17 protein-coding genes, 1 tRNA gene and 1 pseudogene are annotated in these 26,151 nt (G+C 43.4%); 11 read left to right on the forward strand and 8 right to left on the reverse strand.

Annotated elements, in window-relative coordinates:
- Nucleotides 1–35: 35 nt before the first annotated feature.
- The gene (locus F6K38_RS08825) at nucleotides 36–6,209 is read right to left on the reverse strand and encodes a non-ribosomal peptide synthetase (RefSeq protein WP_287356462.1); all 6,174 of its coding nucleotides are present in this window, start codon (nucleotides 6,207–6,209) and stop codon (nucleotides 36–38) included.
- Between the two features lie 430 nt (nucleotides 6,210–6,639).
- On the opposite strand from F6K38_RS08825, the gene F6K38_RS08830 reads away from it, so the two are divergent.
- The 4 genes from F6K38_RS08830 (at nucleotide 6,640) to hxpB (ending at nucleotide 10,892) form a co-directional block, all read left to right on the forward strand.
- A complete protein-coding gene (locus F6K38_RS08830; RefSeq protein ID WP_287356464.1) occupies nucleotides 6,640–6,840 on the forward strand; it encodes a hypothetical protein in 201 nt (66 codons plus the stop codon).
- An 868-nt stretch (nucleotides 6,841–7,708) separates the two neighbouring features.
- Nucleotides 7,709–9,232, forward strand: coding sequence for an aspartate aminotransferase family protein (locus tag F6K38_RS08835; RefSeq protein ID WP_083373510.1), 1,524 nt, complete (start codon nucleotides 7,709–7,711; stop codon nucleotides 9,230–9,232).
- Entirely contained in the window at nucleotides 9,232–10,209 is a 978-nt protein-coding gene (locus F6K38_RS08840) for a zinc-dependent alcohol dehydrogenase (protein ID WP_071102372.1), read from the forward strand. The genes F6K38_RS08835 and F6K38_RS08840 overlap by 1 nt, the downstream gene beginning before the upstream one ends.
- 11 nt (nucleotides 10,210–10,220) lie before the next feature.
- Nucleotides 10,221–10,892 (forward strand): hexitol phosphatase HxpB, encoded by a 672-nt coding sequence (hxpB, locus tag F6K38_RS08845; protein WP_071102373.1) that lies wholly within the window; start codon nucleotides 10,221–10,223, stop codon nucleotides 10,890–10,892.
- Between the two features lie 175 nt (nucleotides 10,893–11,067).
- Here hxpB and F6K38_RS08850 read toward each other — a convergent pair whose 3' ends face one another.
- Nucleotides 11,068–11,253 carry a hypothetical protein gene (locus F6K38_RS08850; protein ID WP_271969539.1) on the reverse strand — a complete coding sequence of 62 codons (186 nt, stop codon included), beginning with the start codon at nucleotides 11,251–11,253 and terminating at the stop codon, nucleotides 11,068–11,070.
- 84 nt (nucleotides 11,254–11,337) lie between these two features.
- Between F6K38_RS08850 and F6K38_RS08855 the strand changes: the two genes are divergently transcribed.
- Together F6K38_RS08855 and glk are read left to right on the forward strand one after the other, a co-directional pair.
- Nucleotides 11,338–12,375 carry a zinc-dependent alcohol dehydrogenase gene (locus F6K38_RS08855; RefSeq protein ID WP_229419737.1) on the forward strand — a complete coding sequence of 346 codons (1,038 nt, stop codon included), beginning with the start codon at nucleotides 11,338–11,340 and terminating at the stop codon, nucleotides 12,373–12,375.
- 129 nt (nucleotides 12,376–12,504) lie between these two features.
- Nucleotides 12,505–13,482, forward strand: a complete 978-nt coding sequence (gene glk / locus F6K38_RS08860) for a glucokinase (RefSeq protein WP_287356466.1) — start codon at nucleotides 12,505–12,507, stop codon at nucleotides 13,480–13,482.
- Nucleotides 13,483–13,616: 134 nt separating this feature from the next.
- On the opposite strand, the gene F6K38_RS08865 is transcribed toward glk, so the two are convergent.
- The gene (locus F6K38_RS08865) at nucleotides 13,617–14,582 is read right to left on the reverse strand and encodes a DMT family transporter (RefSeq protein ID WP_287356467.1); all 966 of its coding nucleotides are present in this window, start codon (nucleotides 14,580–14,582) and stop codon (nucleotides 13,617–13,619) included.
- A gap of 503 nt (nucleotides 14,583–15,085) precedes the next feature.
- Between F6K38_RS08865 and F6K38_RS08870 the strand changes: the two genes are divergently transcribed.
- From F6K38_RS08870 to F6K38_RS08880, 3 genes and pseudogenes are all read left to right on the forward strand, one after another.
- Nucleotides 15,086–15,217: a hypothetical protein gene (locus tag F6K38_RS08870; RefSeq protein WP_267872131.1), complete on the forward strand. Its 132-nt coding sequence runs from the start codon at nucleotides 15,086–15,088 to the stop codon at nucleotides 15,215–15,217.
- 271 nt (nucleotides 15,218–15,488) lie between these two features.
- Nucleotides 15,489–16,749, forward strand: a pseudogene (locus F6K38_RS08875) (RNA-guided endonuclease InsQ/TnpB family protein).
- A 48-nt stretch (nucleotides 16,750–16,797) separates the two neighbouring features.
- Entirely contained in the window at nucleotides 16,798–19,401 is a 2,604-nt protein-coding gene (locus F6K38_RS08880) for an MBL fold metallo-hydrolase (RefSeq protein ID WP_008191354.1), read from the forward strand.
- A 58-nt stretch (nucleotides 19,402–19,459) separates the two neighbouring features.
- Here F6K38_RS08880 and F6K38_RS08885 read toward each other — a convergent pair.
- Nucleotides 19,460–19,530: transfer RNA gene (locus tag F6K38_RS08885), tRNA-Cys, on the reverse strand.
- 133 nt (nucleotides 19,531–19,663) lie between these two features.
- Complete coding sequence (locus tag F6K38_RS08890) at nucleotides 19,664–20,506, reverse strand: pentapeptide repeat-containing protein (protein ID WP_008191356.1); 843 nt, start codon at nucleotides 20,504–20,506, stop codon at nucleotides 19,664–19,666.
- Nucleotides 20,507–20,815: 309 nt separating this feature from the next.
- Between F6K38_RS08890 and F6K38_RS08895 the strand changes: the two genes are divergently transcribed.
- Together F6K38_RS08895 and pabB are read left to right on the forward strand one after the other, a co-directional pair.
- Nucleotides 20,816–22,393, forward strand: a complete 1,578-nt coding sequence (locus F6K38_RS08895; RefSeq protein WP_202799293.1) for a dynamin family protein — start codon at nucleotides 20,816–20,818, stop codon at nucleotides 22,391–22,393.
- Between the two features lie 335 nt (nucleotides 22,394–22,728).
- Complete coding sequence (gene pabB / locus F6K38_RS08900) at nucleotides 22,729–24,252, forward strand: aminodeoxychorismate synthase component I (protein ID WP_048815372.1); 1,524 nt, start codon at nucleotides 22,729–22,731, stop codon at nucleotides 24,250–24,252.
- Between the two features lie 443 nt (nucleotides 24,253–24,695).
- Here the strand turns inward: pabB and F6K38_RS08905 are convergent, their stop codons facing one another.
- The 3 genes from F6K38_RS08905 to remA all read right to left on the reverse strand — a co-directional run bounded on the left by F6K38_RS08905 (nucleotide 24,696) and on the right by remA (nucleotide 26,104).
- A complete protein-coding gene (locus F6K38_RS08905; RefSeq protein WP_008191363.1) occupies nucleotides 24,696–25,022 on the reverse strand; it encodes a DUF3082 domain-containing protein in 327 nt (108 codons plus the stop codon).
- A gap of 236 nt (nucleotides 25,023–25,258) precedes the next feature.
- Nucleotides 25,259–25,813, reverse strand: coding sequence for a guanylate kinase (gene gmk / locus F6K38_RS08910; RefSeq protein ID WP_287356469.1), 555 nt, complete (start codon nucleotides 25,811–25,813; stop codon nucleotides 25,259–25,261).
- A 24-nt stretch (nucleotides 25,814–25,837) separates the two neighbouring features.
- On the reverse strand, nucleotides 25,838–26,104 hold the full coding sequence (remA, locus tag F6K38_RS08915; protein ID WP_008191366.1) for an extracellular matrix/biofilm regulator RemA: 267 nt from the start codon (nucleotides 26,102–26,104) through the stop codon (nucleotides 25,838–25,840).
- Nucleotides 26,105–26,151: the final 47 nt, after the last annotated feature.

Consider the following 26,151-nt stretch of genomic DNA (forward strand, 5'->3'; position numbering starts at 1 on the left):
CTTCGGAACAGGGGAGCCAGTGCGGCCAAGACGTGCTAGTTGTTCAATAGATACTTGTTCAATTCTGTAGTCAGAGCCTCAACTTGGGGGGCTTTGATAATGGTGTAATGGTCTCCAGTAATAGTGTGAGTTTGGATGTCACCATTAACTAGAGAACCCCAGCCGTGGGTTGGGTCTTCAATTACTGCTGGGGAAGTTTGACTAGCATTTATAAGGAGAAGTGAACCTGGATAAGCTTTTGGTTTATAATGATAATATGCCGTAATATTTGCTTTCAAAACTTTCCATAAAGAACGCATTTGCTCTATTTCTAGGTCTGAGGGGAATATCCCTTGCTGTTTGCCTTGCTCAAATAGATGCAAAACTTGTTCGTCTGGTTCAAGTTGTCTAAGTGTTTCATGGGATATATCTAACTCTTGACCATAGAGACCTCCCAAATCTTGAGCCAATAGATTTACTATCATGGCTTGATCTATTTCTGAAGGCATCTGAATTACAGTAGGTGCATAACTGTCTATTAACGTTATAAGAGCCACTGGCTCATTTTTAGCCTGTAATTGTTGTGCCATTTCATAGGCAATTACACCTCCAAAAGACCAGCCAATGAATAGATTTACTATCATGGCTTGATCTATTTCTGAAGGTTTCAGAATTAAAGTGGGTACATAACTTTCTATTAAAGTTAGAAGAGCCACTGAAGTATTTTTATTCTGTAATTGTTGTGCCATCTCATAGGCAATTACACCTCCAAAAGACCAGCCGATGAGATGATAGGAACCTTGGGGTTGAATTTGCTGTATTGCTTGAATATAATGGGATGCCATCTCCTCAACAGAAGTTAAGGGTTGCTGTTGCCCATCTAAACCTAGAGATTGTAAACCATATACTGGATAATCTTGATCTAAATGACGAGCTAACTCTGCATAACAGAGGATATTGCCACCAACCGGGTGAATACAGAATAATGGAGGTTGGTTTCCACTGGTTTTAATGCCCACTAAGATGGGGTTTTGTGTATTTACTGAAGAACCCAGAAGGCTCGCTAGTTGTTCAATGGTGGGACTTTGGAAAAGGGTTGCTAAAGGTAAATTGATTTGGAATTGTTGTTGAATCTGGGACATTAAACGGACAGCCAGTAGAGAATGTCCTCCTAATTCAAAGAAGTTGTCATGTATTCCAACATCTTGCACTCCTAGAACGTTCGCGAAGATGTTGGCGATTATTTCTTCAGTAGGGGTGCGTGGAGCTACATATTCCTCAACTGATGTGACAACCCCATCTGGTGCGGGTAGTGATTTGCGGTCTACTTTGCCGTTTGGTGTTAACGGCAAGGTGTCTAGGGTAACGAAGGCACTGGGCACCATGTATTCTGGCAGTTTCTGTTTAAGGAATTCACGTAGTTGGTTGGTGCTTAGTGATTCCTCCTGACTGACTATGTAGGCGACTAGGCGTTTGTTACCAGGAATATCTTCTCGGGCAATAACTACGGTTTGTTGGATGTGGGGGTGGCTGGACAGGACTGCTTCGATTTCCCCTAGTTCGATACGGAAGCCTCGAATTTTGACTTGGTTATCGATACGTCCTTTAAATTCGATGTTACCGTCTCGTAGGTATCTCGCCAGGTCTCCGGTTTTGTAGAGTCGTTGTGATTTGGAATTACAGAAGGGATTTGGGATGAATTTTTCCGATGTTAGTTCTGGGCGCTTGAGGTATCCTCTGGCTAAGCCATCACCTCCGATGTAGAGTTCTCCGGGTACTCCTATCGGTACTGGTTGCAGGTGTTTGTCTAAGATATAAATTTGGGTGTTGGCTATGGGGCGACCGATGGGAATATTACCTCCAGAAAAGGTTTTTTCTCCAACTTCATAAATGCAGCATCCTACAACAGTTTCTGTGGGACCGTATTCGTTAATTAATCTAATCTGAGGAGCGTATTTTTGCCAGAATTTAATGTGGTTTACTGACAAAGCTTCCCCACCAATTATAAAGGCTTTATTCTCAATTGTGACTTGCTCATGAGCCAATAAATAGCTGAGGATTTCTAAATGAGCCGGAGTGATTTTAACCAGGCTAAACTTAGTCCCAGAACACAAGGCGGCTTTAAGGGCTTCAATTTCTCCTTCCTCTGGTAAAATAACTACCTTACGTCCTACCAACAAAGGATAAAATAAACTGGTAATAGTGGCATCGAAGCCAATAGAAGAATTAACAGTAGAGCCTTCTGAATCGGCAACATTATAAGCTTTTGTACACCAGCTTAAATAATTCCCCACACCACTATGGAGAATCATTGTTCCCTTAGGTTTACCGGTAGAACCAGAGGTATAAATCACATAAGCCAAATTATCCGAGTGAACCCCGACATCAAGATTCTGTCCACTATATTGCTCTATGGCACCCCAATCACTATCCAAACAAACCATCTGTGCTGTATGTGATGGCAAAGATTCTAGTAACGACTGTTGAGTCAACAACACCTCAACACCGGAATCGGCCAACATATAACTCAGTCGTTGGTGAGGATAATTAGGATCCAGGGGTACATAAGCACCACCAGCCTTCAGTATCCCCAAAAGTCCTACCACCATTTCAACAGAACGTTCCACACAAATACCTACCAGTACCTCTGGTCTTACTCCCATTGAAAGTAGGTGATGTGCTAATTGGTTAGCCCTTTGATTTAATTGATGGTAAGTCAACTGCTCCTGGTCAAACACCACGGCTATAGCATCGGGTGTTTTCTCTACCTGCTCTTCAACTAACTGATGAATACATTTATCTATTGGGTATTCACTGGCAGTATCATTCCACTCCACTAACAGTTGATGACGTTCCTCTACACTCAATAAAGGTAACTCTGAGACTACTTGTTGGGGATTTTCCACAATTGCTGATAACAAGTTTTGGAAATGAGTGGCCATCCGTTTAATAGTAGACCCATCAAATAAGTCCGTGTTGTACTCCCATATACCCACCAATCCTATCTCTGTTTCTGTCATTGACAGGGTTAAATCAAACTTAGCAATAGTACTGTGTTGATTTAATTCACTCAAGGTTAGATCTGGTAAGTCTAATTTCCCCATCGGTGCATTCTGCAGCACAAACATCACCTGGAACAGGGGGGCATGACTTAATGACCGTTGGGGCTGTAATGCTTCGACCACCTGTTCAAAAGGTACATCCTGATGTTCATAAGCGTTGAGTGTGGTTTCCCTGACTTGCCTGAGCAACTGGGAAAAACTGGGATTATGTTCAAAACGAGTTCTCAACACCAAGGTATTGACAAAGAAGCCAATTAGTGGCTCTATTTCACGGCGGTTGCGATTGGCTATCGGTGAACCAATTAAAATATCAAATTGTCCACTGTAACGATACAGTAAGGTGGCAAACGCTGCCTGCAGGGTCATAAATAAGGTACTACCTGCGTTCCTGGACAACTGTTGCAGCTTCTGGGTTAGTTCAGCGGTTAAAGTAAAACTTTCACTACTCCCCTGGTAACTCATTACATGGGGACGAGGACGGTCTGTTGGCAGTTGTAATAATTCTGGAGCATCCTCTAATGCCTGTTTCCAATAATTGATTTGGGTTTCATTGATTTCCCCACTTAACCATTGTCTTTGCCAAAGGGCAAAGTCGGCATATTGAATCGGTAATTCCGGTAAGGGGGATGGAGCTCCTACACAAAAGGCTTGATATAAACTTGAGAGTTCTTCGATTAATATTCCGCTCGACCAACCATCCGATACGATGTGGTGCATGGTCAGCACTAACACATACTCACTGGTGTCTAGTTGCCATAATTTACAACGGATTAATGGTGCTATCTCTAGGTCAAAGGGGGTTGTTGCTTCCTGTTGTACAAGTTGCTGTAAGATAGTTTCCCGTTCTGGTTCTGGGTATTGTTGTAAGTCCACCACATTGATGTTAATGGTGCTGTCGGGGTGAATTACCTGTGTTGGTGTGCCATTAATAGTGGAGAAACTTGTCCGTATTACTTCGTGACGACTGATTATTTCTGATAAGGCTTGTTCTAGGGCGTTAATGATCAAGTTGCCAGTGATTCTAAAGGCTGCTGGTATGTTATAATTGACACTAATTCCTTCTAGTTGGTTGAGGAACCACAGTCTTTTTTGAGCCGATGATAGGGGTAATTGTTCACTATCGGTTCTTGGTTGAATCAAAGGAAGACTTAATTGGTTTTCTGTGGTCAGTAATTGGGTTAATTTCGGCGAAATAAGAGCGATTGTCGGGCTTTCAAATACTTGTCTTAGGGGTATTTCTCTGTTGAAGGTTACTCGCAGTTGGGAAATTAATTGAGTGGCAAGTAGAGAATGTCCTCCGATTTCAAAGAAGTTGTCATGTATTCCTACATCTTTCACTCCTAGAACCAGAGCGAAGATGTTGGCGATTATTTCTTCGGTTGGGGTGCGTGGTGCTACGTATTCAGGCTGGGATAAAGTTTTCTGCCACTGGCCTACGACATTCAAACTCCCTTCTAAAAATCCTTGCTTACAAGCACGCCGTTGAATCTTTCCACTAGAGGTCTTAGGAATACTCCCCGTCTTCAACAAGACCACCCCATCAACGTCTAATTCATGTTCTGTTGATACGGCGATTTGAATTTCTCTAACTACCTCCTCTGTGTTCAGCTTGCGTAGGTGAGTTCGTTCCACCTCACCAGCAACCACCAAGCGTTCCTCTCCTTCTCTCTCCACAGAAAAGGCAGCACTACAATGACTTCGTAAAGCAGGATGGCTGTTTTCAACTGTTAATTCAATATCTTGGGGATAATGATTGCGACCTCTAATGATAATTAGATCCTTTAGTCTTCCTGTAACAAACAGTTCCCCCTTACTAGAAAATCCTAAGTCCCCTGTACGTAAAAAAGGTCCCTCTCCTGTATCTTTCAAGTAAGCTTGAAACGTTTTTTGTGTGGCTTCGGGGCGATTCCAATACCCAGAAGTTACACTGCCACCGCTAACCCAAATTTCCCCAATTTCTTCAGAAGCACTACGACAACAGGTTTGTGGATTAACAATGATAACTTTGGTATCCATCTCACTTCTACCACAACCAACAAGAGTTCGTTTTTCTAAATGTTTCTCATCAGTAAATTCTACAACGTAATTTTGTTCTAGAGCAGTGGCATCAATATGATAGTAAATCGGCTTATCTTTAGCGCGTACAGCAGAAATCTTTAGAGTTGCTTCTGCCATGCCATAACCGGGACAGAAAGCCCTTTTGTCGAATCTACTGACTTCAAAAACTTGTGCAAACTTCTCTAAAACATCGGCTCCAACAGGTTCTGCTCCATTAAGAGCCATGCTCCAACTACTGAGGTCTAGCTGATTCCTTTGTTCTGGAGTTGTTTTTTCGACACACAGTGCATAAGCAAAATTAGGTGCGCCACTATGAGTCCCTCCGTAATCAGAAATCGCCTTTAGCCAGCGAATCGGTTTTTGTATGAAGGACGCTGGTGGCAGCATAATACATTTGCATCCCTTGTATATGGGTTGGAGCATCCCGTATATGAGTCCCATATCATGGAATGTTGGGAGCCAAGTTACAATTACACTATCCGAGTTATGCTCCCATCCGCGATCTAGGTCTGTGGAATTTTGGATCAGATTCCCATGAGTAACCATTACCCCTTTGGGTGTTCCTGTAGAACCGGAAGTATATTGCAAAAACGCCAAACTCGACCGCTTTATTGATTTAGGTACAAACTCGCCCCGATTAGTTTCAATGGTATCTGTAGCTACCCACTTCAAGTCGGATGATAACTCAGGTTCCCGTTCCCACCTTCGATCAATGTCAGCCAATATTGATGTAGTTGTAAGTGCTAGCTTCGCTTGGGCATCATTGGCAATAGAAAGCAACCGAGATAGTTTCTGATTGCGTCTGGGAGGATAAACCGGAACAGCCACTACCCCGGCATATAAGCAGCCCATAAAAGCGCTAATGAACTCTAATCCAGAAGGGTATAACAGTAAAGCTCGTTCTCCTGGCATTGATTGGAGATGAGATGCGATCGCTGTTGCTTGTCTATCTAATTCGCCGTAGGTAAGACTTCCTGAGGGGGTTTCTCCGTTTTGCAGAAAGATATAAGCAAGCTGATTAGGCATAGTACGCGCTCTATCGCCTAATAAATCAACTAAACTCAAGAATTTCGACTCCCCATTGGGGAAATAATTTACACAACTCGCCACTCTGCTACTCCCAATACAAGCAGTTCAAAAAATTCAGATACCAAGAATTCTTTAATCAAGTTGTCAGTCCAAAGTCAAGCCAAAGAACTAGTTGAATTATTTAGCTTACTCACGGCTCGTAACTTGGCTGCGTTTGTGTTCGACCCAGGTGCTTATTAGGTCAAGGTATTACCACCTTACTAAGGGCGATAAGTGAGTGATTGTGCGTTGAAAGTGAGAGCATCGAATTAGGTTATATAGTAAGACAAAACGATCAGGCAAATTAATCGAGCAATTTAGCTTTTAGTGCTCAAGGTAGAGCTGGCAAATCCCTAGTATTCGTGTTCTGCGTACGCCATTATTGCCAAGTCGTTAGGAAACCAATATTATTCTAAATAGTACTTTGGGAGAGGTGTTTGCTTGTGAAACAAAACTTTACAAAAATTAGCCCATGTTTACGATATTTATAGGGCTCTTCCAGAGTGACTATGCCGTCGTGTTAGTTAAAACAACGAAGGATTGGCAAGACTGGGATGATCATCTTAAGAGACTGGAACAACTCCATACTTCAGGTAACTATGACGGGGTTAAATACCAGGTAGTTTTTCGATTAGTTGATGCCGCTGATTATGGCATTACTCAACAGCGGTAACGGGTGTTCGTTGTTGGCATCAAAGAAGAGTTAACTTTCCCTAAGTCTTTCCCGAAAAAAAACCTTTTATTGATAGCTTGTCGATTAGATTAAATTAAAATTCAAAAAAAATAGCCGTAGAAATAATATCCACAGGTGCGACCCTCAGGTCGCACCTGAGGTAAACAGAATTTTTTCCCTGTTCCCGTCTTGATCCCAAGCGCGAGTGGGGGGAACCACGGCAGACCGCGAGTGGCGCATGGGTTTGTGTGCGGAACCTGCGTCCGCACACAGACCCATGCGCTGCCTCCCCAAGACCGCACTGCCTCCCCTGTTCCCTTGCTGCATCGCTATTCCTTATTTCCTGTTACCTGCTCCGAAGTCCCTGCTCCCTAAAATACTAATCAAAGCTTTATGGCGTAAAGGATAAAGCAACTGACTTGAAGTTATACCGTTTATAGTTAGGGTTTTTGATAATAAAAAATTATCACATATATAAAAATTTATAAAGTGTTATGGAACTGACTTGAAGTTACACCGTTTATAGTTAGTATTTTTGATAATTTTTTTTTTATCATATATTTAATAGATTGTCAATATTTCTGGGTAATAATCTTGTTTTGGTTAAGCTTAACAATTTTTTAATATTTTAAATCCAGATCATTTCATTATCCTGTGATAGGATACTCTGGGTGCAGAAAATTCCGGTAAGCGCAATAAAAATTAACCCAAAATCTGATCCAGAGCAATAGCAAGGATTAGGCTCATATTAAGAAGTGATTTGTAGTACTATGGTAATTGTTTTAAATAGTGCTGATCAGACTGCATCTTTATTGATTATTGCGCTTACCCTGTGCAAAAAAGGTAAAACAAGAAAAAAAGTGATATCATGACCGAGATTAATCAAGGATCGTCAAAAACGGCTGAAGAATGGTGTGGCAATAGTACAGAAATGTCCTTGCACCAAGGCATCAAAATAAATTCGGTCTTAGATAAAGAAAGACTAGATTCACCAACTACAATCGATAGCCAGGCTCTGCGCGAAATTGATCAGGAATATCTATGTTGGGGGGATACTGTTCACTATCAAGAGCGACCGATCATTGTAACTGGTTGTAAGGGTGGATTGGTTTTCGACGATGAAGGCAAATCTTATATCGATACGGGAATGTGGCACTCAAGTTGTAACTTTGGGTATCGCAATCCAGAGATTGAATCAGAGGTTACTAAACAACTCCATACATTACCTCAAGCCAATGGCGACTTTCTACATCGTGAAAAATTATTAATCGCCAAACAAGTAGTAGATGCGATGTATGAAAGAACAGGTGTCAAAGGCCGAGTATCTTTTAATGTGGGCGGCGCACTTGTGGTGGAAGATGCCCTAAAGATTATTCGTAAAAACACCCGCAAGAATAAAGTAGCTGTGATGATGGGTGGTTATCATGGTCGCTCTCTTGGTACTCTCAACCTTTCGAGTAGTCATCGATATCGACAGTATTTTAATGAGTTCTCAGAACGGGCAGTTATGTTTCCGTTTGCTAACTGCGCTCAGTGTTTCTATGAAAAGGAACGGGAAACCTGTGACTTATACTGCGAGAGCATGATTCGGAAGGCATTCTCCAACGAATTTTATGGCATCGCAAGTGAGACCAGTTCAGAAGTCGGTGCGATAGTTGTAGAACCTTGTCAAGGACGAGGCTACACCATCCCACCCAGGGATTTCTTTAAAGGGTTTATCAGTGAGTTACGACAAAAGCACGGACTTCTTGTCTTTGATGACGAAATTCAAGTTGGGATGTACCGTACTGGTAAATTATTTGCCTTCGAACATTTTGGGTTTGTGCCAGATATTATTACGTTGAGCAAATCCTTCACCAATGGTTTGAGTCCAGTTAGCTTAGTCTGGGCGCGAGAAGACCTAGTAGCACCAGACTTTTTCACTCCTGGACACGCTCACAGCAATTTTGCTAACCATCCTCTCGGAACTGCTGCTGCTTTAGCAACATGGCGTTATATGCTGGCACAAGACTACGAAAGATCAGTACCAGCAAAAGGTTTGTACTTTTTGAGCAAACTAAAAGAACTCCAAGCCCGTCATTCCTGTGTCTATAGCGTAGATGGACTCGGACTTATACTTAACATGGTTTTTGCTGATGAAAAGGGTATACCTTACAAAGGGTCTGCCAAACTAGCAGCAAGCATTGCTCAGGATAATGATTTTATTTGGAAAGACCAGAGTTGGCGCATGATTCTCCAAACCGGAGGATACGACCTGAACGTTTTGAAATTTGCTCCTTATCTTGATATCAGCTACGAGGAAATTGATTGCACTATTGGTGTTTTAGATCAAGTCCTACACAAACTTGATATCCTATTATGTCCAACCCCTGAAACCGCAGGAGCTATTTAATGAGAGCAGCAGTTTTATCCAAAGCCAATCAAGTAGACATTCGCGATTTTCCTGAGCCTAGCAAGACTCAAGATAATGAAGTCATTGCTAAGGTAGAATTTGTGGGAGTCTGTAAAACAGACCAGCAACTAACCGCAGCAGGCTTAGATAAAGATTGTATTCTTGGTCATGAAGTAGTCTGTAGCCTGCCTAATCAAAAAGGTCATTTTGCCCTCAATAATGAGATTTCCTGTGGAAAATGTAGTTATTGTTTAGAGGGATTAACTAGTCATTGCATCAATCTCCAAGAACTTGGAGTAAATGAACATGGAGGGTATGCTGAGCAAATTTGTGCTCCTATAAATTCCCTACATCCTTTTGAATTCTCCAATCCATCTTTAGGGGTGCTCATTGAGCCTTTAAGTTGTGCAGTAAGGGGAGTAAAACGGATTCTAGCTGGTGTTAATATATTAGCTACTTCACGCCCTAAAGTCCTGGTGATTGGGGGGGGTATTTCAGGTACTCTAATTACCTACCTCCTAAATCATTCCCCCAACTTCAAGGGAGAAATTAAAGTTTACGATATCACCAAAGAGCCGCTCCCTTGGCTAAACAAATTGGGAATTGAACGGATCGAAGTTCCAGAACCAAACCAGGCACATGTGGTGGTGGAATGTTCCGGTTCACCAGGGGGTCTGGCTACAGCACTAGATCTTGTTCGTAAAGGCGGTTTAGTCTGTATCTATGGTGTTCCTAAACAAGGAATTTCTTTACCGATTTCTCCCCATGAGTTATTTATGCGAGAGATTGCGGTAGTGACGTCTTTTGCTGGCGCTACCGACGAAACCATTGCGGCGGCGATCGCATCCATCAAGGGCGACGAGGCATTCTTTGAACAACTGTTGGGTCGGTTTATCCCTCTCGAGAAGCTTCCTATAGAATTGACTAATTGGAGTCCACAGCCTGGAACCCGAACTGTTGTAGATCTCGACGCTTGAGGAAGATTCTGATGCAGGATGTAGCTGTGATCTTTGATATGGATGGTTTACTAATTGATAGTGAGCCGTTTTGGTCTAAGGTAGAAATCGAAGTCTTCAATGACCTTGGCATTCCCATGAACGAGGAGATGTCTTCTCAAACAATGGGTTTGCGAAACGATGAGGTGGTCAAGTATTGGTATGCTCGATTTCCTTGGACTGGTATGAGCCAAGCTGAGGTATGTCGAACAATGATTGCTCGGATGAGTGACCTATTGATGACCATGGGACAACCGATGCCAGGTGCAATTGAAACCGTAAACTTGTGTCGGGAATTAAACTTACCCCTAGCCCTAGCCACGTCATCTCCCATCGGTCTAATTGATACAGTACTCAAACGGCTCGATTTAAAGGATGCCTTTGATGTGATTACATCAGCAGAAGCCGAGGAATTTGGTAAACCCCATCCAGCAGTATATCTCACCGCTAGCCGTCGTCTGGGTATAGAACCAACCAAGTGTGTTGCCTTAGAGGATTCGGTTCGTGGCGTGATTAGTGCCAAAGCTGCCAGCATGGCATGTATTGCAGTTCCAGCACCAGAAAATCTAGAGGATAAACGTTTTGCGATCGCAGATGTCACCCTTAATTCACTAGAACAGATCACTGAGCCTTGGCTGAAAAAGTTTTTAGCTCATGATAGCTAGGCTCAACCTAGGCTAAACATGTAGCTTAAACTAGCAGAGCACTAAAGGTTAGTTTCGTAGGGTGCGTTAGGGGAGCCCTAATTTTCCGCCTCGTAGCCAGGGTTAGGTTGCTGCCCGTAACGCACCACAGGGTCAAACAGCTTTAATGAGTTGCTAGTGGTGCTTTAGGGGGGCCCTAATTTTCCGCCTCGTAGCCAGAGTTAGGACAGCCCGCTCGGAAATGAAACGGGCAAGATGCCCATTCCACCCAGATGCCCATTCCACCCAGATGCCCATTCCACCCAGATGCCCATTCCACCCAGATGCCCATTCCACCCAGATGCCCATTCCACCCAGATGCCCATTCCACCCAGATGCCCATTCCACCCAGATGCCCATTCCACCCACAGAGTCAAACAGCTTTAATGAGATGCACCCACAGTAAACAACATTGGAGCAAAATATTATGACAACCATGCAGGCTGCGGTCTGGTATGGTCCAGGACGTGAGAACTTTCGCTTAGAAAAAATAGACCGACCATTACCTAGCGCAGGGGAAGTATTGATAAAGGTTCAGAAGTGTTTCTTTTGTGCGATGCACGCACGGGCGGTATTAGTGGGACACGCCAAACATAATCCTCCAGTCATTTTTGGTAGGATGCTGGCAGGAGATGTTGTTGCTGTAGGGGAGAGTGTTACCAAAGTCAAGCCAGGGATGCGCGTTACCGTCAACCCAGAAAAACCCTGTGGAGAGTGTTTTTACTGTCAGCGAGGAGCATTAGGCCATTGCCTCAACCCAACTAAGTTACAACCCGGTGGCATGGCTGAGTTTGTATGCGTTCCGGCTTCCCTGGCTAGCGGTATCGTTGAGCTGCCTTCATCAATTCCCTATGAGTTTGCTGCCTTTACAGAAACACTAGCCTGTATCCTTCAGGGTATTGACTTATCTAATATTGGTTTGTCCGATTGCGTGGTAATTATTGGTGATGGCGGTGTCGGACTGACCTTCCTTCAGCTAGCGAGCTTGAGAGGTGCTACCAAAATTATTCTAGCTGGCAAACATGATGATTCTCTGGAACAGGCATCAGCTTTGGGGGCTGATTGTACCGTTAATGTTACCCGAGAGTCTCTCAAAGAGATAGTGATGGCTCAAACCGACGGTTATGGTGCTGATGTGGTTATTGAAGCCGTTGGCTCTGGGGAAACCTATGAACAGGCATTAACCCTGCTCAGGTGTGGCGGTACCGCAGTTGGGTTTGGTGGAACACCCCCGGGAACTGAGTTTCGGGGCAATCCTAATTTAATTCATTATCGTTCCCTCAAGATTTATGGTAGCTATCGATATACTCCAGAGCATTTTCGTCAGGCCATAGAACTAATTTGCACAAAGAAGATTGATCTAGAACCGATTATTACCAATACTGTTCCCTTCTCAAAATTAACAACAGAAGCAGTTGATATCCACAATCAACCGGATTGCCGAGCTTTAGTGATTGATTTTTAAGAAGTTGATTAAGGTAAGCTATCAGCTATCAGCTGACGGCTGAATGCTGACGGCTGAATGCTTACTGATTAAGGTATAATTAACTTAAAACGTTGATAGCATTTTTTTATTTGTAATTTTGAATTACTTATGATATTAGCAGGTGACTTAGGGGCAACAAATTGCCGATTAGCGATATTTGACGAGAACCTCTCTGTAGTCCAAAAAAGCACTTATAAGTGCAAAGACTATCACAGTTTTGAGGAGCTGGTAGGGGCTTTCGTTGAAAGCTGTGACCATCCCATTAAAATTGCTTGTTTCGGCTTACCTGGTCCAATCAAGGAAGGTGTGTGTAAATTGACTAATTTACCCTGGGATAAAGTAGAAGCAGCTAAATTAGTTTCAGTTATAGGTGTTCCGGTTAACTTGCTCAACGATGTAGAAGCCAATGCTTATGGCATAGAAACCCTAAAAGATGATCAGTTAGTCACTCTTAATGTCGGCACTAAAATACCAGGGGGCAATCGAGCAGTAGTATCACCTGGTACTGGCTTAGGAGAAGCAGCAACCGTTGAGGTGAAAGGTCGAGTTCATGCGATCGCATCTGAAGGTGGAAGTACTGACTTTGCTCCTTTGGATGAGCTTCAAGTTGGACTAATGCGTTATGTTCAGCAAGAATACAAACGGGTGAGCTACGAGATTCTTGTAGGAGGTCCTGGCTTGGTTCGTATGTATAATTATTTGCGGGATAGCGGACATGGAAACACCCCTGAATGGTTAGCAGAAGAAATGAGCAAAGGAGAGCCAGCCGCAGCGATTAGTAATGCAGCTCTGGCCAATAAATGTCCCCTTTGTGTGCAAGCTTTAGAGATGTTTGTCTCAATCTTGGCATCTGAAGCCGCAAATGCTGCCCTTAAGTTTTTCGCAACTGGGGGTGTTTATATCGGTGGAGGGATTCCCCCTCGCATTCTCGATAAGCTGCGTGAACCTCTGTTTATGGAAAATTTTATTAATAAGGATAAGATGGTGGATTTGCTGAAGTCTATTCCTATATATGTGATTCTTAATGACCAGGCCGCTTTGCAGGGTGCTGCTTGGTATGCTCGCAGAAGTCTATCTTCAACATAACTAATCCTAATTTATTAATAGGTAAGCATGTTATAGCAGTTCTCAATCCAGTGAAAACTGCTATACCAATTACCAATTACCGACTAACCCAATTACCGACTAAATAATTATAGCATCCATAACGGCCAATGGTATTAGCTGTTTTCTTCCTTAATAGTTGGCTTATCAGCACCTTTGCCAGTTTTTGCTAGATAAATTCCCTCCATAATCACAGCAAAACCTAGTAAGTTAAGAATACTTAAGTTTTCTGAAAATAGAATCCAGGCCAGAATAGCAGCAACTAGTGGATCGAGAAGCAATACTAAGGAAACAAAGCCTGAAGAAAAGTGCTTGAGGCTGTATACTACTAAACCATGTCCCACAGCTTCGCATACAACAGCTAGGGAAATCACTGCTAACCATCCTGACCAAGAAATCGGGAAAATTTGATCACTGAATATCAGAACCACTGGGATCATAAAAAGTGTTCCCAAAGCACAGCGCCAAATCAGGATTCCTTCTACAGAAAACTTGGTTCGCAGTTGTTCTAATAGTAAAAAGTTGACTGCATAAAATACAGAAGATGCTAAGGCAGCACTATCACCGATAAAGTTATTGGGCGACTTTAGAAAATCCTCTATTTGTAAAGTAGTTGCCCCTAACAAGGCAAGTGCCAGACCAATGAGAAATCTACGGTCAAAACGCTGCTTAAATAATAACCATCCTCCTAGAGTAGCGAAAAATGGTGTTAGAGCTCCTAGTACATTACCATTAGCAACGCTAGTCTTAGTTAAAGACCAAGTCCATAGAAATCGACCACCCAGATGAGAGATCGCTACGCCTACCAAAAGTAAGATATCGACAATTTTGTAACCTGACTGTGGTTCAGAGTTCTTCTGGGATGTTTGAGTACGTACTTGGCTGAATCCATTCCACAAACCAAAGACTAGAGTAGCTATCCAAAGACGATTGAATACTGTGGCATTAGCACTTATTTCTTGAAGAGAAAACCTGATTAAGATGGCTGTTATAGATAAAGCAAGTAAGGCAATTACTAATAATAGTATTGGTAGTAATTCTGATGTTTGCTCTCTATTGTATTCTGTTACTATCGCTTTCATTTTTTGGTGTTAGATGCTGACTAAAAATACCGTAATTTGTAAGTATTTAGCTATCAAATGATAGCTAAATTAAGGCAATCATTGGGTTGATCAACCTAGGAGAGTATAGACGTTAGAGTTAACGTCTATAGAGGAGAGGTTTTTTCCTCGTGGGTGATGCTGACGTTACTTGGGTCTTTTTGGTCTGTTATCTTACACTCATCATGAATAGCTGATTAGCTGATAGCTTAGTATAGTTTAGCTAAGCTATAACCTACTATTCTGCTCCAAATAAATAATAGTCTAATCATAAAGTATCCTGCTCACCAAATCAAAGGTAATCAGTATCAAATTTTTATATCACGTCTGGAGGATTAGTGATGATTAACAATATCGTAATTTTTATTATGGACAATTAAACGGATTTGATATAGTATCCTGTCCGATAGTATTGGCAATGTATCCCAGAGTTAGGCTTACTATTATTGCGATATGGCGATATAGCGTTCGCGAAGGGTCGGGCTTTGCCCGAATCGCACTATTATTGCGTTCCCGTAGCGGCTCTGAAGGAGCATCCCTTTGGGGTGATCGGGCGACCATCCCTAAAGCACGACGAGGCATTCTTTGAACAACTGTTGGGTCGGTTTATCCTCTGAACCTCAGTCGCGAGCCTTTGAGCCTAATCAGTGAATCCGATATCTGCTACACTCTACCGGATCTGGTATAATAGAGGATTATCAGTAACTACCCAAGTAATTTGGGATCATTTCCCATTCTCTTGTCTACCATTAAAGTGGCAACTAATCCAGAAAATTCCTAACTAAACGGGCAAGGGGTCTCCCGTTATAATCTTTGATAAGCGCGGGAGGGGAATTGCCCGACGGGGTATCTTGGTTCTCAACAGTACGCAAGTAGTACAATCACATTATGCTGTTAACTTACTGCTATCGAATCAAGCCTAGTGACGAACAGATAGCCATCATGGAGAGATGGCTTGAATTGTTGCGTCGTCACTGGAACTATGCTCTAGGGCAACGGCTTGACTGGCTCAAGCGGACTAGAACCCCGATTGACCGTTGCAGTCTTGTGAGTGAGCCGATTGGTGAAATTCCGGAACCTGTCAACTACTACACCCAGCAAGCCGCCCTTAAAGAAACTAAGCGGTGGTTCCCTGAGTACAAACAAATCTACACAGAAACTCAGCAGGTTAACCTACAACGGCTTAATAAAGCATGGGATAGATGGCGAAAACCTGATGTTAATGGTCAACGAGGGGGACGACCACGGTTTAAGAAAACTGGTGACTTGCGATCTTTTGTATTCCCACGGGTTAACAATTCCAGAGCGGGAGCACATCTAAAAGATGGAGTGCTTGAGCTGAGTCGGATTGGTGAGATACCTGTGGTAATGCACAGACCTATACCGGACGGTTTCACTCTCAAACAATGCACTATCGTTAAAAAAGCAGACGGTTGGTATTGTTGCATTTCAATGAAAGATGATACTGTCCCTGAGTTTCTTCCTGTAGATTCAGTTAAATCGTCTGTTGGTATTGATGTGGGTTTAGAAAAATTTTTAACCACATCAGATGGTGAGGCTATTGCAATTCCTCAGTTTTACCGAAAGGCTCAAGACAAGTTAGCAAAAGCCCAACGGGTTATGTCGCGTCGTGTTAAGGGTTCTAAAAACTGGGAAAAAGCTAAGAATCAAGTGGCTTTATTGCACCTTCATTTAACCCGTTGCCGAAAGGAATTTCATTATCAAGTTGCTCATTGGTTATGTAGTAATTACGACCTGATTGCTCATGAAGATTTAAACATCAAAGGACTTGCCAGAACAAAACTGGCCAAATCAATACATGATGCGGCGTGGGGGGCATTTATGGAAATTTTACAAGCAGTAGCGGTCAAACGCGGTTTGTTACTCCAGAAAGTTGACCCCCGTCGGACAAGTATTGAGTGCTTCAATTGTGGATCTAGGGCCCTTGAAAAGTTTAAGTGAGCGCGTTCATCATTGTTCCAGTTGTGGTGTTTCGATTGACCGTGACTGGAACAGTGGTATCAACATTTTGAATCGTGCGTTAATGGCGGTTGGACTGCCGCTGAATGGCTGTGGTAAATCGATACAAGATATTGAGGATCAGCAAGTCTCATTTGTAAATCTGAGAAGCCTACATCATAATCTTTGATTTGATGTAGGAATAGTCACACAGTCCACTGCTAATGGCACTACAGCGATGACCAACACCATCCAATGCACCTTAACTGGAAACATCGAGTCAGTAGCTCAGGTAAACTATCTCCTAAGTCAGGATGGCCTTCGATTCAAAATCAAAACCTTACCCACTGATGAGATTCCTACTGGAATCCATTCCTGGCAAGTCGCCCCTAATACTAGCTCAGATGGTGTAATTGGCTCTCTCTACCTAGAAGCGATGACTGAGACAGTCCAGGAGGAGCAATGGTTAATCGCTGGCAGAGTCGTGCAGTTAGGCAAACGGGGACAGTTTGTACAACTTAAAGTGTCCAGACCAGGACAGAAAACCCTAAAAATCAGTGTCTTAGGCTCTAGCAAGCACATGAAAATTGGGGAACTGTGGGAAGTAGTTGCTAAGCGCCAACGGGATACCCTGATTTTACATCGAGCTTTACCCCAAGTAGAGCACAATTCCAATAGCCGCCCAGCTTCGAAGAAAAACCGCAGCCACAAACCGGTCGAGTCTAGGAAGTATAAACATGAGTCAACATTTCAACAAACCCAAACAACCTTGTTACAGCAGGCTCTGACCAGGCTATCAGATGACCTAAATCCCTCCAAATCCACACTAGCTGCTCCCCCGACGGAAACCATTGATAGAGTCTTAGCCACGTTGAAACAGAAAACTGGTGTCAACGATTGGCAATTAGACTTGCCTAAACAGCGAGGTCGAACAAGATGGGAATGGGAAGCGTTCTCCCCTTCAACCCAGCAACAAGCACGAGTGAGTTTGAAGGGAAACTATATCCATGTATATTATTACCAGTTTCCGGATATCCCATCTGCAAGTGTTGATTCTCAATCCTATGATCGTTTAATTGTTACTCCTTTAGGAGCAGCTAGAAGCATTGGTGCCAGTTGTTTCAAAATTCTGATTGGTCCCTATGAAGTAGTTTTAGACTGTGGCACTCGACCCAAAGGCTACGACCCTTTGCCCGCGTTGGACTATCTGGATAATCCTAACCTGCTCCTGATCTCCCATAGCCATCAAGACCACCTTGGTGCTGTCCCCGTCTTTCACAGCCGCTACCCTGGTGCGCGGATGATTTCCACTCATGGCACCAGAGAAATTGCCCATGTCATGCTCAGGGATGGACTGAAGATACAGCAACTGAATGAAGACTCTCCCGAGTTATTTGATGAGGCCGATTTAGAACAAACCTTGTTTCAATTGGAAACTCAACCAGTAGGCAAAGACTTTGAGCCCTTACCAGGACTAATGGTAAGGTTTATCAATGCCGGGCATATCTTGGGTGCGGCTTGTATCTATCTGCGCTATAAGGATATGTCTTTACTCTACACCGGAGACTTCCACACCACCAATAGTCGCACCACTAACGGATTGAATTTAGCTGAGCTTCCTGAAGCGGATATTTTAATTACTGAGTCTACCTATGGTTCCTCTGTCCACCCCGCTAGAAGAAATCAAGAAACTGCATTGATGGAATCCATTGCTGAAGTAGTGCAAGCTGGGGGCAATGTCTTGATTCCCTCTTTTGCCTTGGGTAGAGCTCAGGAAATCTTGTTAGGGATCCGCACCTCCAAGTTATTTAATAAATTAACAGTTCCCATCTTTGTGGATGGATTGGTCAGAGCAGTCACAGAGGTATTTCGAGAAAACCTGGACTTGTTACCTGTTCCAGTTCAAAACTTAGTTAAGATTAACGGCCAGGAACCATTCTTTGATAAAACCAGTACACCCCCGATTATTTCTATCGAACACTTTCGGGAACGTCCGATTGCGATCGCAAAACCCAGTGTAATTGTGGCCAGTTCCGGTATGCTGACCGGTGGACCTTCAGTCTATTATGCCTCAGTACTGCTAGAGCGAGAGAATGCTGCCATCTTTATTTCTGGCTACACTGATGAAGAATCCCCTGGCCGACTCCTGCAAAGTCTCAAGACTGGGGACACTATTGAACTAGATGGGAAACCAATTACCGTCAAAGCTCAAATCAAACGGTTTAACCTCTCTGCCCATACCGATAAGGTGGGACTCGGACAAGTAATCAACAAGGTAAAGCCCAAGCACCTAGTCTTAATTCACGGAGAATTAGAAGCCTTACACCAAGTAGCCCGGTCTGGAGACAATCAGTCCTTGTTCTATATTCATATTCCTGCTGTGGGGGATAAAATTGAATTAGGAGTAGCACCGGAACAGCTTTCCCGACAGCAGCTTGCTAAGATTCAGCAACCCCAAGAGTTTGACGTGATGGTGGAGACCTTTGGGACCGATGCTTGGTTGCGAGTTCCCGAAGAGGTAGTGGAAAAAGACCCTCGATGGCAGACCTTGAGTATCAGCGGCATTATCAAAGCGCGATGGGATGGTGTGAATCTCAAGCTTGCTCCCATGCAACCGGAAATGATACTTCAGGAAGAAGAAATTGAAGCAGGGCTTAAGAGTGGAAAGGATTGCTGTGCCGTGTGTCAGTTTTTCAGTGGTAGATTTTGTGAATCTCCTGATAGTCCTTTGTTTGAGCGGAGGGTTGATCCCTTGGCAATCTGTGATCAATTTCAATCTAAAGTCCAGGATTTGTCAACTCTTGACACTGACCTTCTGTTGGCAGAGGAAGTTGATTACTAGCAGGAGCGCTCTCCTACTCAATATCTCCGAGATTTTCCCGAGCTTATCCATTTAAAAAAGGCGGCACCCAGATTCGAACTGGGGATAAAGGCTTTGCAGGCCCCTGCCTTACCACTTGGCTATGCCGCCACTAGTTTCTTATTATATCATACTATTTCTGTTTAATTACCCATATTACAAATTTTTCCGCGTCCAGTGCGTCCCCTTTCTCCGGTGCTGACCTAGTCAACGAAGACGCAAAGAACGCTTATAAGTAGTTTTTTTACTGGTTAATGCTACCGTTAGGCCAAGTTACCTGATTTAGATTAGTATTCTCGAAATTAGCACCATTGGTCATAGCATCCCTGAGATCAGACCTTTCTAAGTCTGCCCTCGCCAGATCGGTACCATTGAGATTGGCACCAGTCAAGTTAGATCCTTTTAAATCTGTATTACTTAAATTGGCACCAGTCAGGTTAGCACCGCTTAAATCCGCATTGGCTAAATCTGCTCCAGCAAAATCGGCACCAGTGAGATTGGCATTACTTAAGTTAGCCTGACTTAAATCAGCACGGCTGAAATTAGCACCAGTCAGGTTAGCATTAGTCAAATCTGCTCCTGACAAGTCCACATTCGTACAATCTGCTCCACTTAGGTTAGCACCGCTGAGGTATTTATCGATCAGGGGTGTACACTTATTAATATGCCCTGACCCTAGATTATCCCCAAACGCTGTGGATTGGTCTTGAGGCACACTTACCTCTGTTGGCGCTGCTTCTGGGACTGGTGTAGATTCCAATAGCTCCGCTTCTGCGACTCGTCTAGGTTCTACAAAATTAGCTAACCATCCTATACCCGCAAGAGCGAGTAAGACTGTACCCATACCAATCAACATCAGACCAGACCGATTACTATGATGTTTGGGGAGTAGGGATTTAGAATGCGATCGCTTTTTAATCTCAGCAAGGGCTTTTTCCATAAATTCTGGCGGAATTTGTGCCTCTTTACCTGCTTCAATCAACTCCTTTACAGAATAGCTTTGGTTGTGCTGAGCATAGAGTTGAGCCGCTAGGGCGAATACTTGGTGGGCTTGGTCTTCAGGGATACGATCTTTTGGGAGTTTCATAGTTATTTGGAGCGTTGGGAAGCCAGTTAGAGCTGAGATAGTATCAGCGTCAGGCTGTCAAGCCTTTCAGTTTCTAATCTAGCAAGCCAGACTTTCAAGTGTTAATGGTTGGTTAATCGAGGTTGGTGACCTCACGGCTAAACTGATCACGGAAGTGAGGGTAATCTATCCCGCCAGTCAATAAACTTACCTTAAAGTGACGCTGGGCCTATGGTTAATTAGCGTATGCTTTGGATTTATTCTTCTGTATCTTGCTAATACTTGCTAATATAATGAGATCTGTTCGCTCATTTCGCTCATAGTAACGTGGTGACCCTTCCTGTTCAACAAGAGCATCTCTTTAACCGCAGCCTCAACACCATCAAAGGTGTAAAACTACTCTTTGTGGAAGCAGAGCTGCTTTTCAATGTCTCTTGCCCTGATCTTGATGCCCTCAAACAGCAACTGGAAAATCCCTTCTCGATCTTTGTCTGTGGAGAATTTAATGCCGGAAAATCCAGTGTGCTGAATCGGTTGAGTAATGACGAGCTAGCTGCTGTGGGCATACTTCCGACCACAAACTCGATTCAACCCTATTACCCAGAGGGGTTTGATGGCATTGTCTTTATTGATAGCCCAGGCACAAACTCTATCATTGAACGTCACCAAGAACTTACAGAGAATTATCTACAGCATGCTGATATCATCCTGTTTGTCACCTCAGTGGAACGACCTCTGACTAAATCAGAGCTGGACTTTCTCTCGTTAGTCAGTAAGATCTGGGTACGTAAAGTAATCGTTATTATTAATAAAGTGGATCTGGTCACCCCACAAGAGAGTGAACAGATTATCTCACACGTCAAAGATGGACTTCATGATGTCTTTACAGAAGTACCACCTTTATTTACAGTATCAACACGCACTGGCAACGACATCGACACCCTACGAGACTTCCTACTAGAGTTTCTGGCAGAAACCGAAAAAATACGGCTAAAACTTCAGGGTCCTCAGAACTCTTTGTTAGTTTACCTAGAGCAGTTAGAGAAAAAGAACCATGAGGCACGGCAGAAAGTCATTGCCGAAAAGACGATATTTGACCGATCTCTGTTGCGAATCGATGAGCGAATTGAGCAATATGACCTGATTTTTGGTGTCTTTAGAGAAAAAATTCGTGACCTGTTTACCAATCTAATTCAACAATTACATAAAGTAATCCAGGATAATTTCGCCTTCATTAGCCTATTGAAAAAGCGTATTATTAGGGAAGACGACCTACTGGAAGAAAAAGTAGCTAGGGCGATTAAGGAGGTAAAACTTGAGCAGCAGATGGAGGAAATTGTTAAGGAAGCAGCATCAACTCTTGTGAAATATCGAGAACAAATTATTCGGGAAGCTAGGGAAGATTTACAAGTAGCAGCAAGCCTCTCAGAAGACTCGTTTCAGGTTCCCGAACTTAATAGTGGTAAAATTGATACCACTTCTATCTCTGAAAATCTTAAGGTAGCCTCAGAAAAGGGACTCAACAATTTTTTGACCTTGGGAACTGCCGCCGCAGCAACAGGAATTGGCGGACATGTGGTAGCCACTGCTGCACTATTTGATCTGTCAGCTTTTGTACTAGCTCTGATGTTGACCATGTTTAGCTTCAATGCGGTTCCTAAGCAGCGTGATAAGGCAACCCAACAGCTTGATGAAACCTTGCGTGAGTTGCAGAATAACTATACCGATAAGCTAAAACAAGGTTTGCAGCAAGAATTGGTAAACAGCCTCAAGCAGTTCACTGACTCTCTGAAGCCGAGACTGGGGGAAATTGAGCATAAACTCGCTGCCAGTCAATCATTGGAGGATAATTTACAAAGTCTCCGGCAGGAGATTAACGATATTTTAAAGGAGGTAGAGCAGCTATAGCTGTCACAGCGTAAGCATTCAGCTATCAGCTATCAGCTATTAGCTATCAGCTATCAGTTATCAGCTTATGCGCTACAGATGGTGCTACTTGAGGTGCTATCAGCTATCAGTTATTGGCCAGGTTACTGTTCGCGCAGCGTGCGCGTAGCGCAATCCGTGCTTTTGAATAAAATAAGCTGACCACTGACCGCTGACCACTGACTGCTGAACGCGCACGCGTGCGCGTAGCGCATATGCTTAGATGGGCTTTTGCCCACACTTTCAATTCTGTAAAATCTCGAACTATTAAATTCTCCCTGTCGATGTTTATTTTAAGCATGATAGCTGACGGCTGAATGCTTAAGTCACGGCTGTTTCATCAAATGATTTTTAATATTCATAGTCGCAAGCTCACGGTCTACCCTGATTCGGAACGAGTGTTTGTTCATCTATTTGGCTCACAACCGACAGCATTCTGGCTAGACAGCTCTCGCGTAGAACCTGGTCTATCTCGTTTTTCTTTTATGGGAGATGGTACAGGACCAAACAGCCTGGTAGTGCAATACTCGATTACTGACCAAAAACTTACCATTAACTGCTCAGGCCAAACAACACATCGTAGAGAAAGTATCTTCTCCTATCTACACAGAGAACTTGAGCGTCGATACAACTGTTTAGAAGGGCTTCCGTTTGACTTTAACTGTGGTTTTGTTGGCTACTTTGGTTACGAACTAAAAGCAGAATGTGGAGGAAATATAGTCCATCAATCGCAATTTCCAGATGCGATGTTTCTCTTAGCAGACCGAATTATTGCTTTTGACCATCAAGAGCAAGTAACCTATCTGTTGTGTCTGACTAAAAAAGGGGAAACTGAGCAAACAAATGCTTGGTTTGAAGGTATCGAAAAACAGCTTTGTACTCTACCTCCTTTGCCTCCCATTGAGTTAGACTATACTCATCGAAAAGTTAGCTTTCGATTGAGTCGTTCCTACCAGAGATATCTGGAAGATATTCAAGAAAGTCTCGATCAAATTAAAGCTGGAGAAAGCTACGAAATTTGCTTGACTAACAAAATTTATGCCAATATCGAACTTGACCCCTTGGCATTTTACCGAAGGTTGCGCCAACTCAATCCTGCACCCTACTCTGCCTTCCTAAAATTTGGCGAGCTAGCTGTGGCTTGTTCATCCCCAGAACGATTCCTGAAAATTGACCCCTCAGGTTGGGTGGAATCTAAACCCATCAAAGGAACTGCCGCACGAGGCCAAACAGAAGAAGAAGATCGACTGTTGTGCGAAGCGTTACGCACTCAGGAAAAAAACCGTTGTGAAAACATAATGATTGTAGACTTACTTCGGAACGATTTGGGCAGGGTTTGCGAAATTGGCAGTGTCCATGTCCCTAAGTTAATGGATGTGGAAACCTATGCCACAGTTCATCAACTGGTGAGTACAATTCGGGGTCGTTTGCGTCCAGATGTAAGGGTGGGAGACTGTATCCGTGCCACATTTCCTGGAGGATCCATGACTGGTGCTCCTAAGATCTCAACCATGGAGATTATTGATCGATTGGAACTTCAGGCCAGGGGAATCTATTCCGGAGCGATCGGGTTTCTCGCACTCAACGGTGCTGCAGACCTTAACATTGTGATCCGAACTGCTGAGATTACTCCCAATCAAGTATCGATTGGTATCGGTGGTGCTCTGATTGCGTTATCAAATCCCCAGCTGGAATTTGAAGAAACCCTACTCAAGGCTGAAGCCCTAGTGCGTGGGATTGTCTACACGGTTTGTGGAGAGTTTTCTCCAGAGTTGTTTGAGATTGTTGATACTCCCGTCGCTAAATCACGAGATTATAGCGAGGGATTCTTAAGAGTATAAAACCCTTAACGGCTGAACCAAACAGCCTCTACACCCTCAGATCAAATCCTTGGGCTTACTTTTTCAAGGTTTTTGTTGATTTAAGTTTCCAGCAGAGGCTTTTCAGCTTGCACTTAAACCGACACTCTTCTCTCCCTAGGAGACGCTAAGCGAACGAGTGTAATAATATATCTATTATAGCAGAAATATTTAGGATACGCAACAAATTCGGTATCCAATTTCCAAGGGGCTGTGTGGGTCACCTGCAGGAGCACTTTATACGCCCCGTCTCCCGCGCTTGTCTAAGGGCTATAACGGGAGGGGAATTGGAGTTTAGATGGTTTACAAACCGAGATGGTTAATTGTTAATTGTTTGTTAATTGACCATATCTGTTAGTTAACCCTTTTGTCCACTGCTGTAGTGAAAGTCAACAACTACCAGACAATAACCTATCGGTAGACCCTCACTTGGGCGGTAGAGTGCCGAACTTCGTTCGGTAGAGTTGTTGAATTGCCAAAGCTACCAAACCAATGGTAGTAATACCAAAGATAAACGTGGCTAGGGTACTGACTCCCACTACCAGCGTCCGAACTGCGATCGCAATTTTGAGGGCTGTCTGAGAGTTAGAGGTGAGGGGTTTATTAGCAAAGGTTGTAGCAATCGAGGCAGTTATAAAATAAATAGCGCTCGTCAATCCTCCAGAAATCAATGCTCCCGTAAGGCAGCGCCAGGGGGAAGGTAGCGCTTGAGTACTGTTAGGGGTTTCCGTGTCTTGGTTAGATGTTGTCATTAGTCATTAGTGACCAGTATTCAGCAAGTATTAAGCAGGGTTTAAACTATTATCCAGTAGCTTGTTATCTGTACTAGGTGTTATCTCTACTCGTTGAACTCTCCGGAGGCTCACCCACAGGGGATTCTAACCTGACAGATCTCAACCAGTTATCGATACCAGGATCAATAACGAAGCTACCAGATATAATATTACCTTTGTGTGTGTGTAATTACCTTTGTGTGTAATACTTAGTTTTAAGATGGTTTGATAGCTGCTTCCAACCTTTGTAGGGCTTCTTTGAAGTCTTGATTAACAATAGTCACATCAAATTCATCAGCAGCTTCAATTTCGGCTTTGGCAATAGAAAGGCGTTGGGCGATTACTTCTTCAGTATCCTTACCCCTCAAGCGAATCCGCTGCTCTAATTCATCTAGACTTGGGGGTAGTACAAAAATACGCAGGGCAGAGGGAAAGGTTTTGTTGATTTTCCTTGCCCCAACCAATTCTATTTCTAAAATAACTGACCTACCCTTCTCAAGAAGCTGCTTGACTGGCAAACTAGGTGTACCGTAGTAATTACCAGCGTACTCAGCCCACTCTAAAAGCTCATCCCCTATGATCATTTCTTCAAACTGGTCACGAGTGACAAAGTAATAGTGTTTCCCATGCACCTCCCCAGGACGTGGTTGCCTGGTGGTTGCTGAAACCAAAAGCTCAAGTTCCGGGTGTCGCTTCAGGAGCTGGCGCAGCAAGGTTCCTTTACCAACACCAGAAGGACCAGTCAATACAATGAGTCTCCCTGCTTCCATGTTGAGTCTAGTTAAGCTTCAAGCTTAATGGTTACCATTGTGACTATCTTTATTGATAACGAAGCGATGGGCAACAGTTTCTGGCTGAATTGCCGAGAGGATGACATGGCTGGAATCGGTCACAATTACCGCTCTGGTGCGACGCCCGTAGGTTGCATCAATGAGATATCCACGCTCTTTTGCCTCAGTAATGATCCGCTTGATAGGAGCAGACTCTGGAGAAACAATTGCTACAACTCGGTTTGCTGAAACAATGTTACCAAAACCAATATTAATCAGCTGAATGTCCATGAGCAACTAACGGCAAAAGCCGGATGAGAAGCTAGTATAAGTATTCA

Source organism: Moorena sp. SIO3B2, from assembly GCF_010692525.1.
Classification (GTDB): domain Bacteria; phylum Cyanobacteriota; class Cyanobacteriia; order Cyanobacteriales; family Coleofasciculaceae; genus Moorena; species Moorena producens.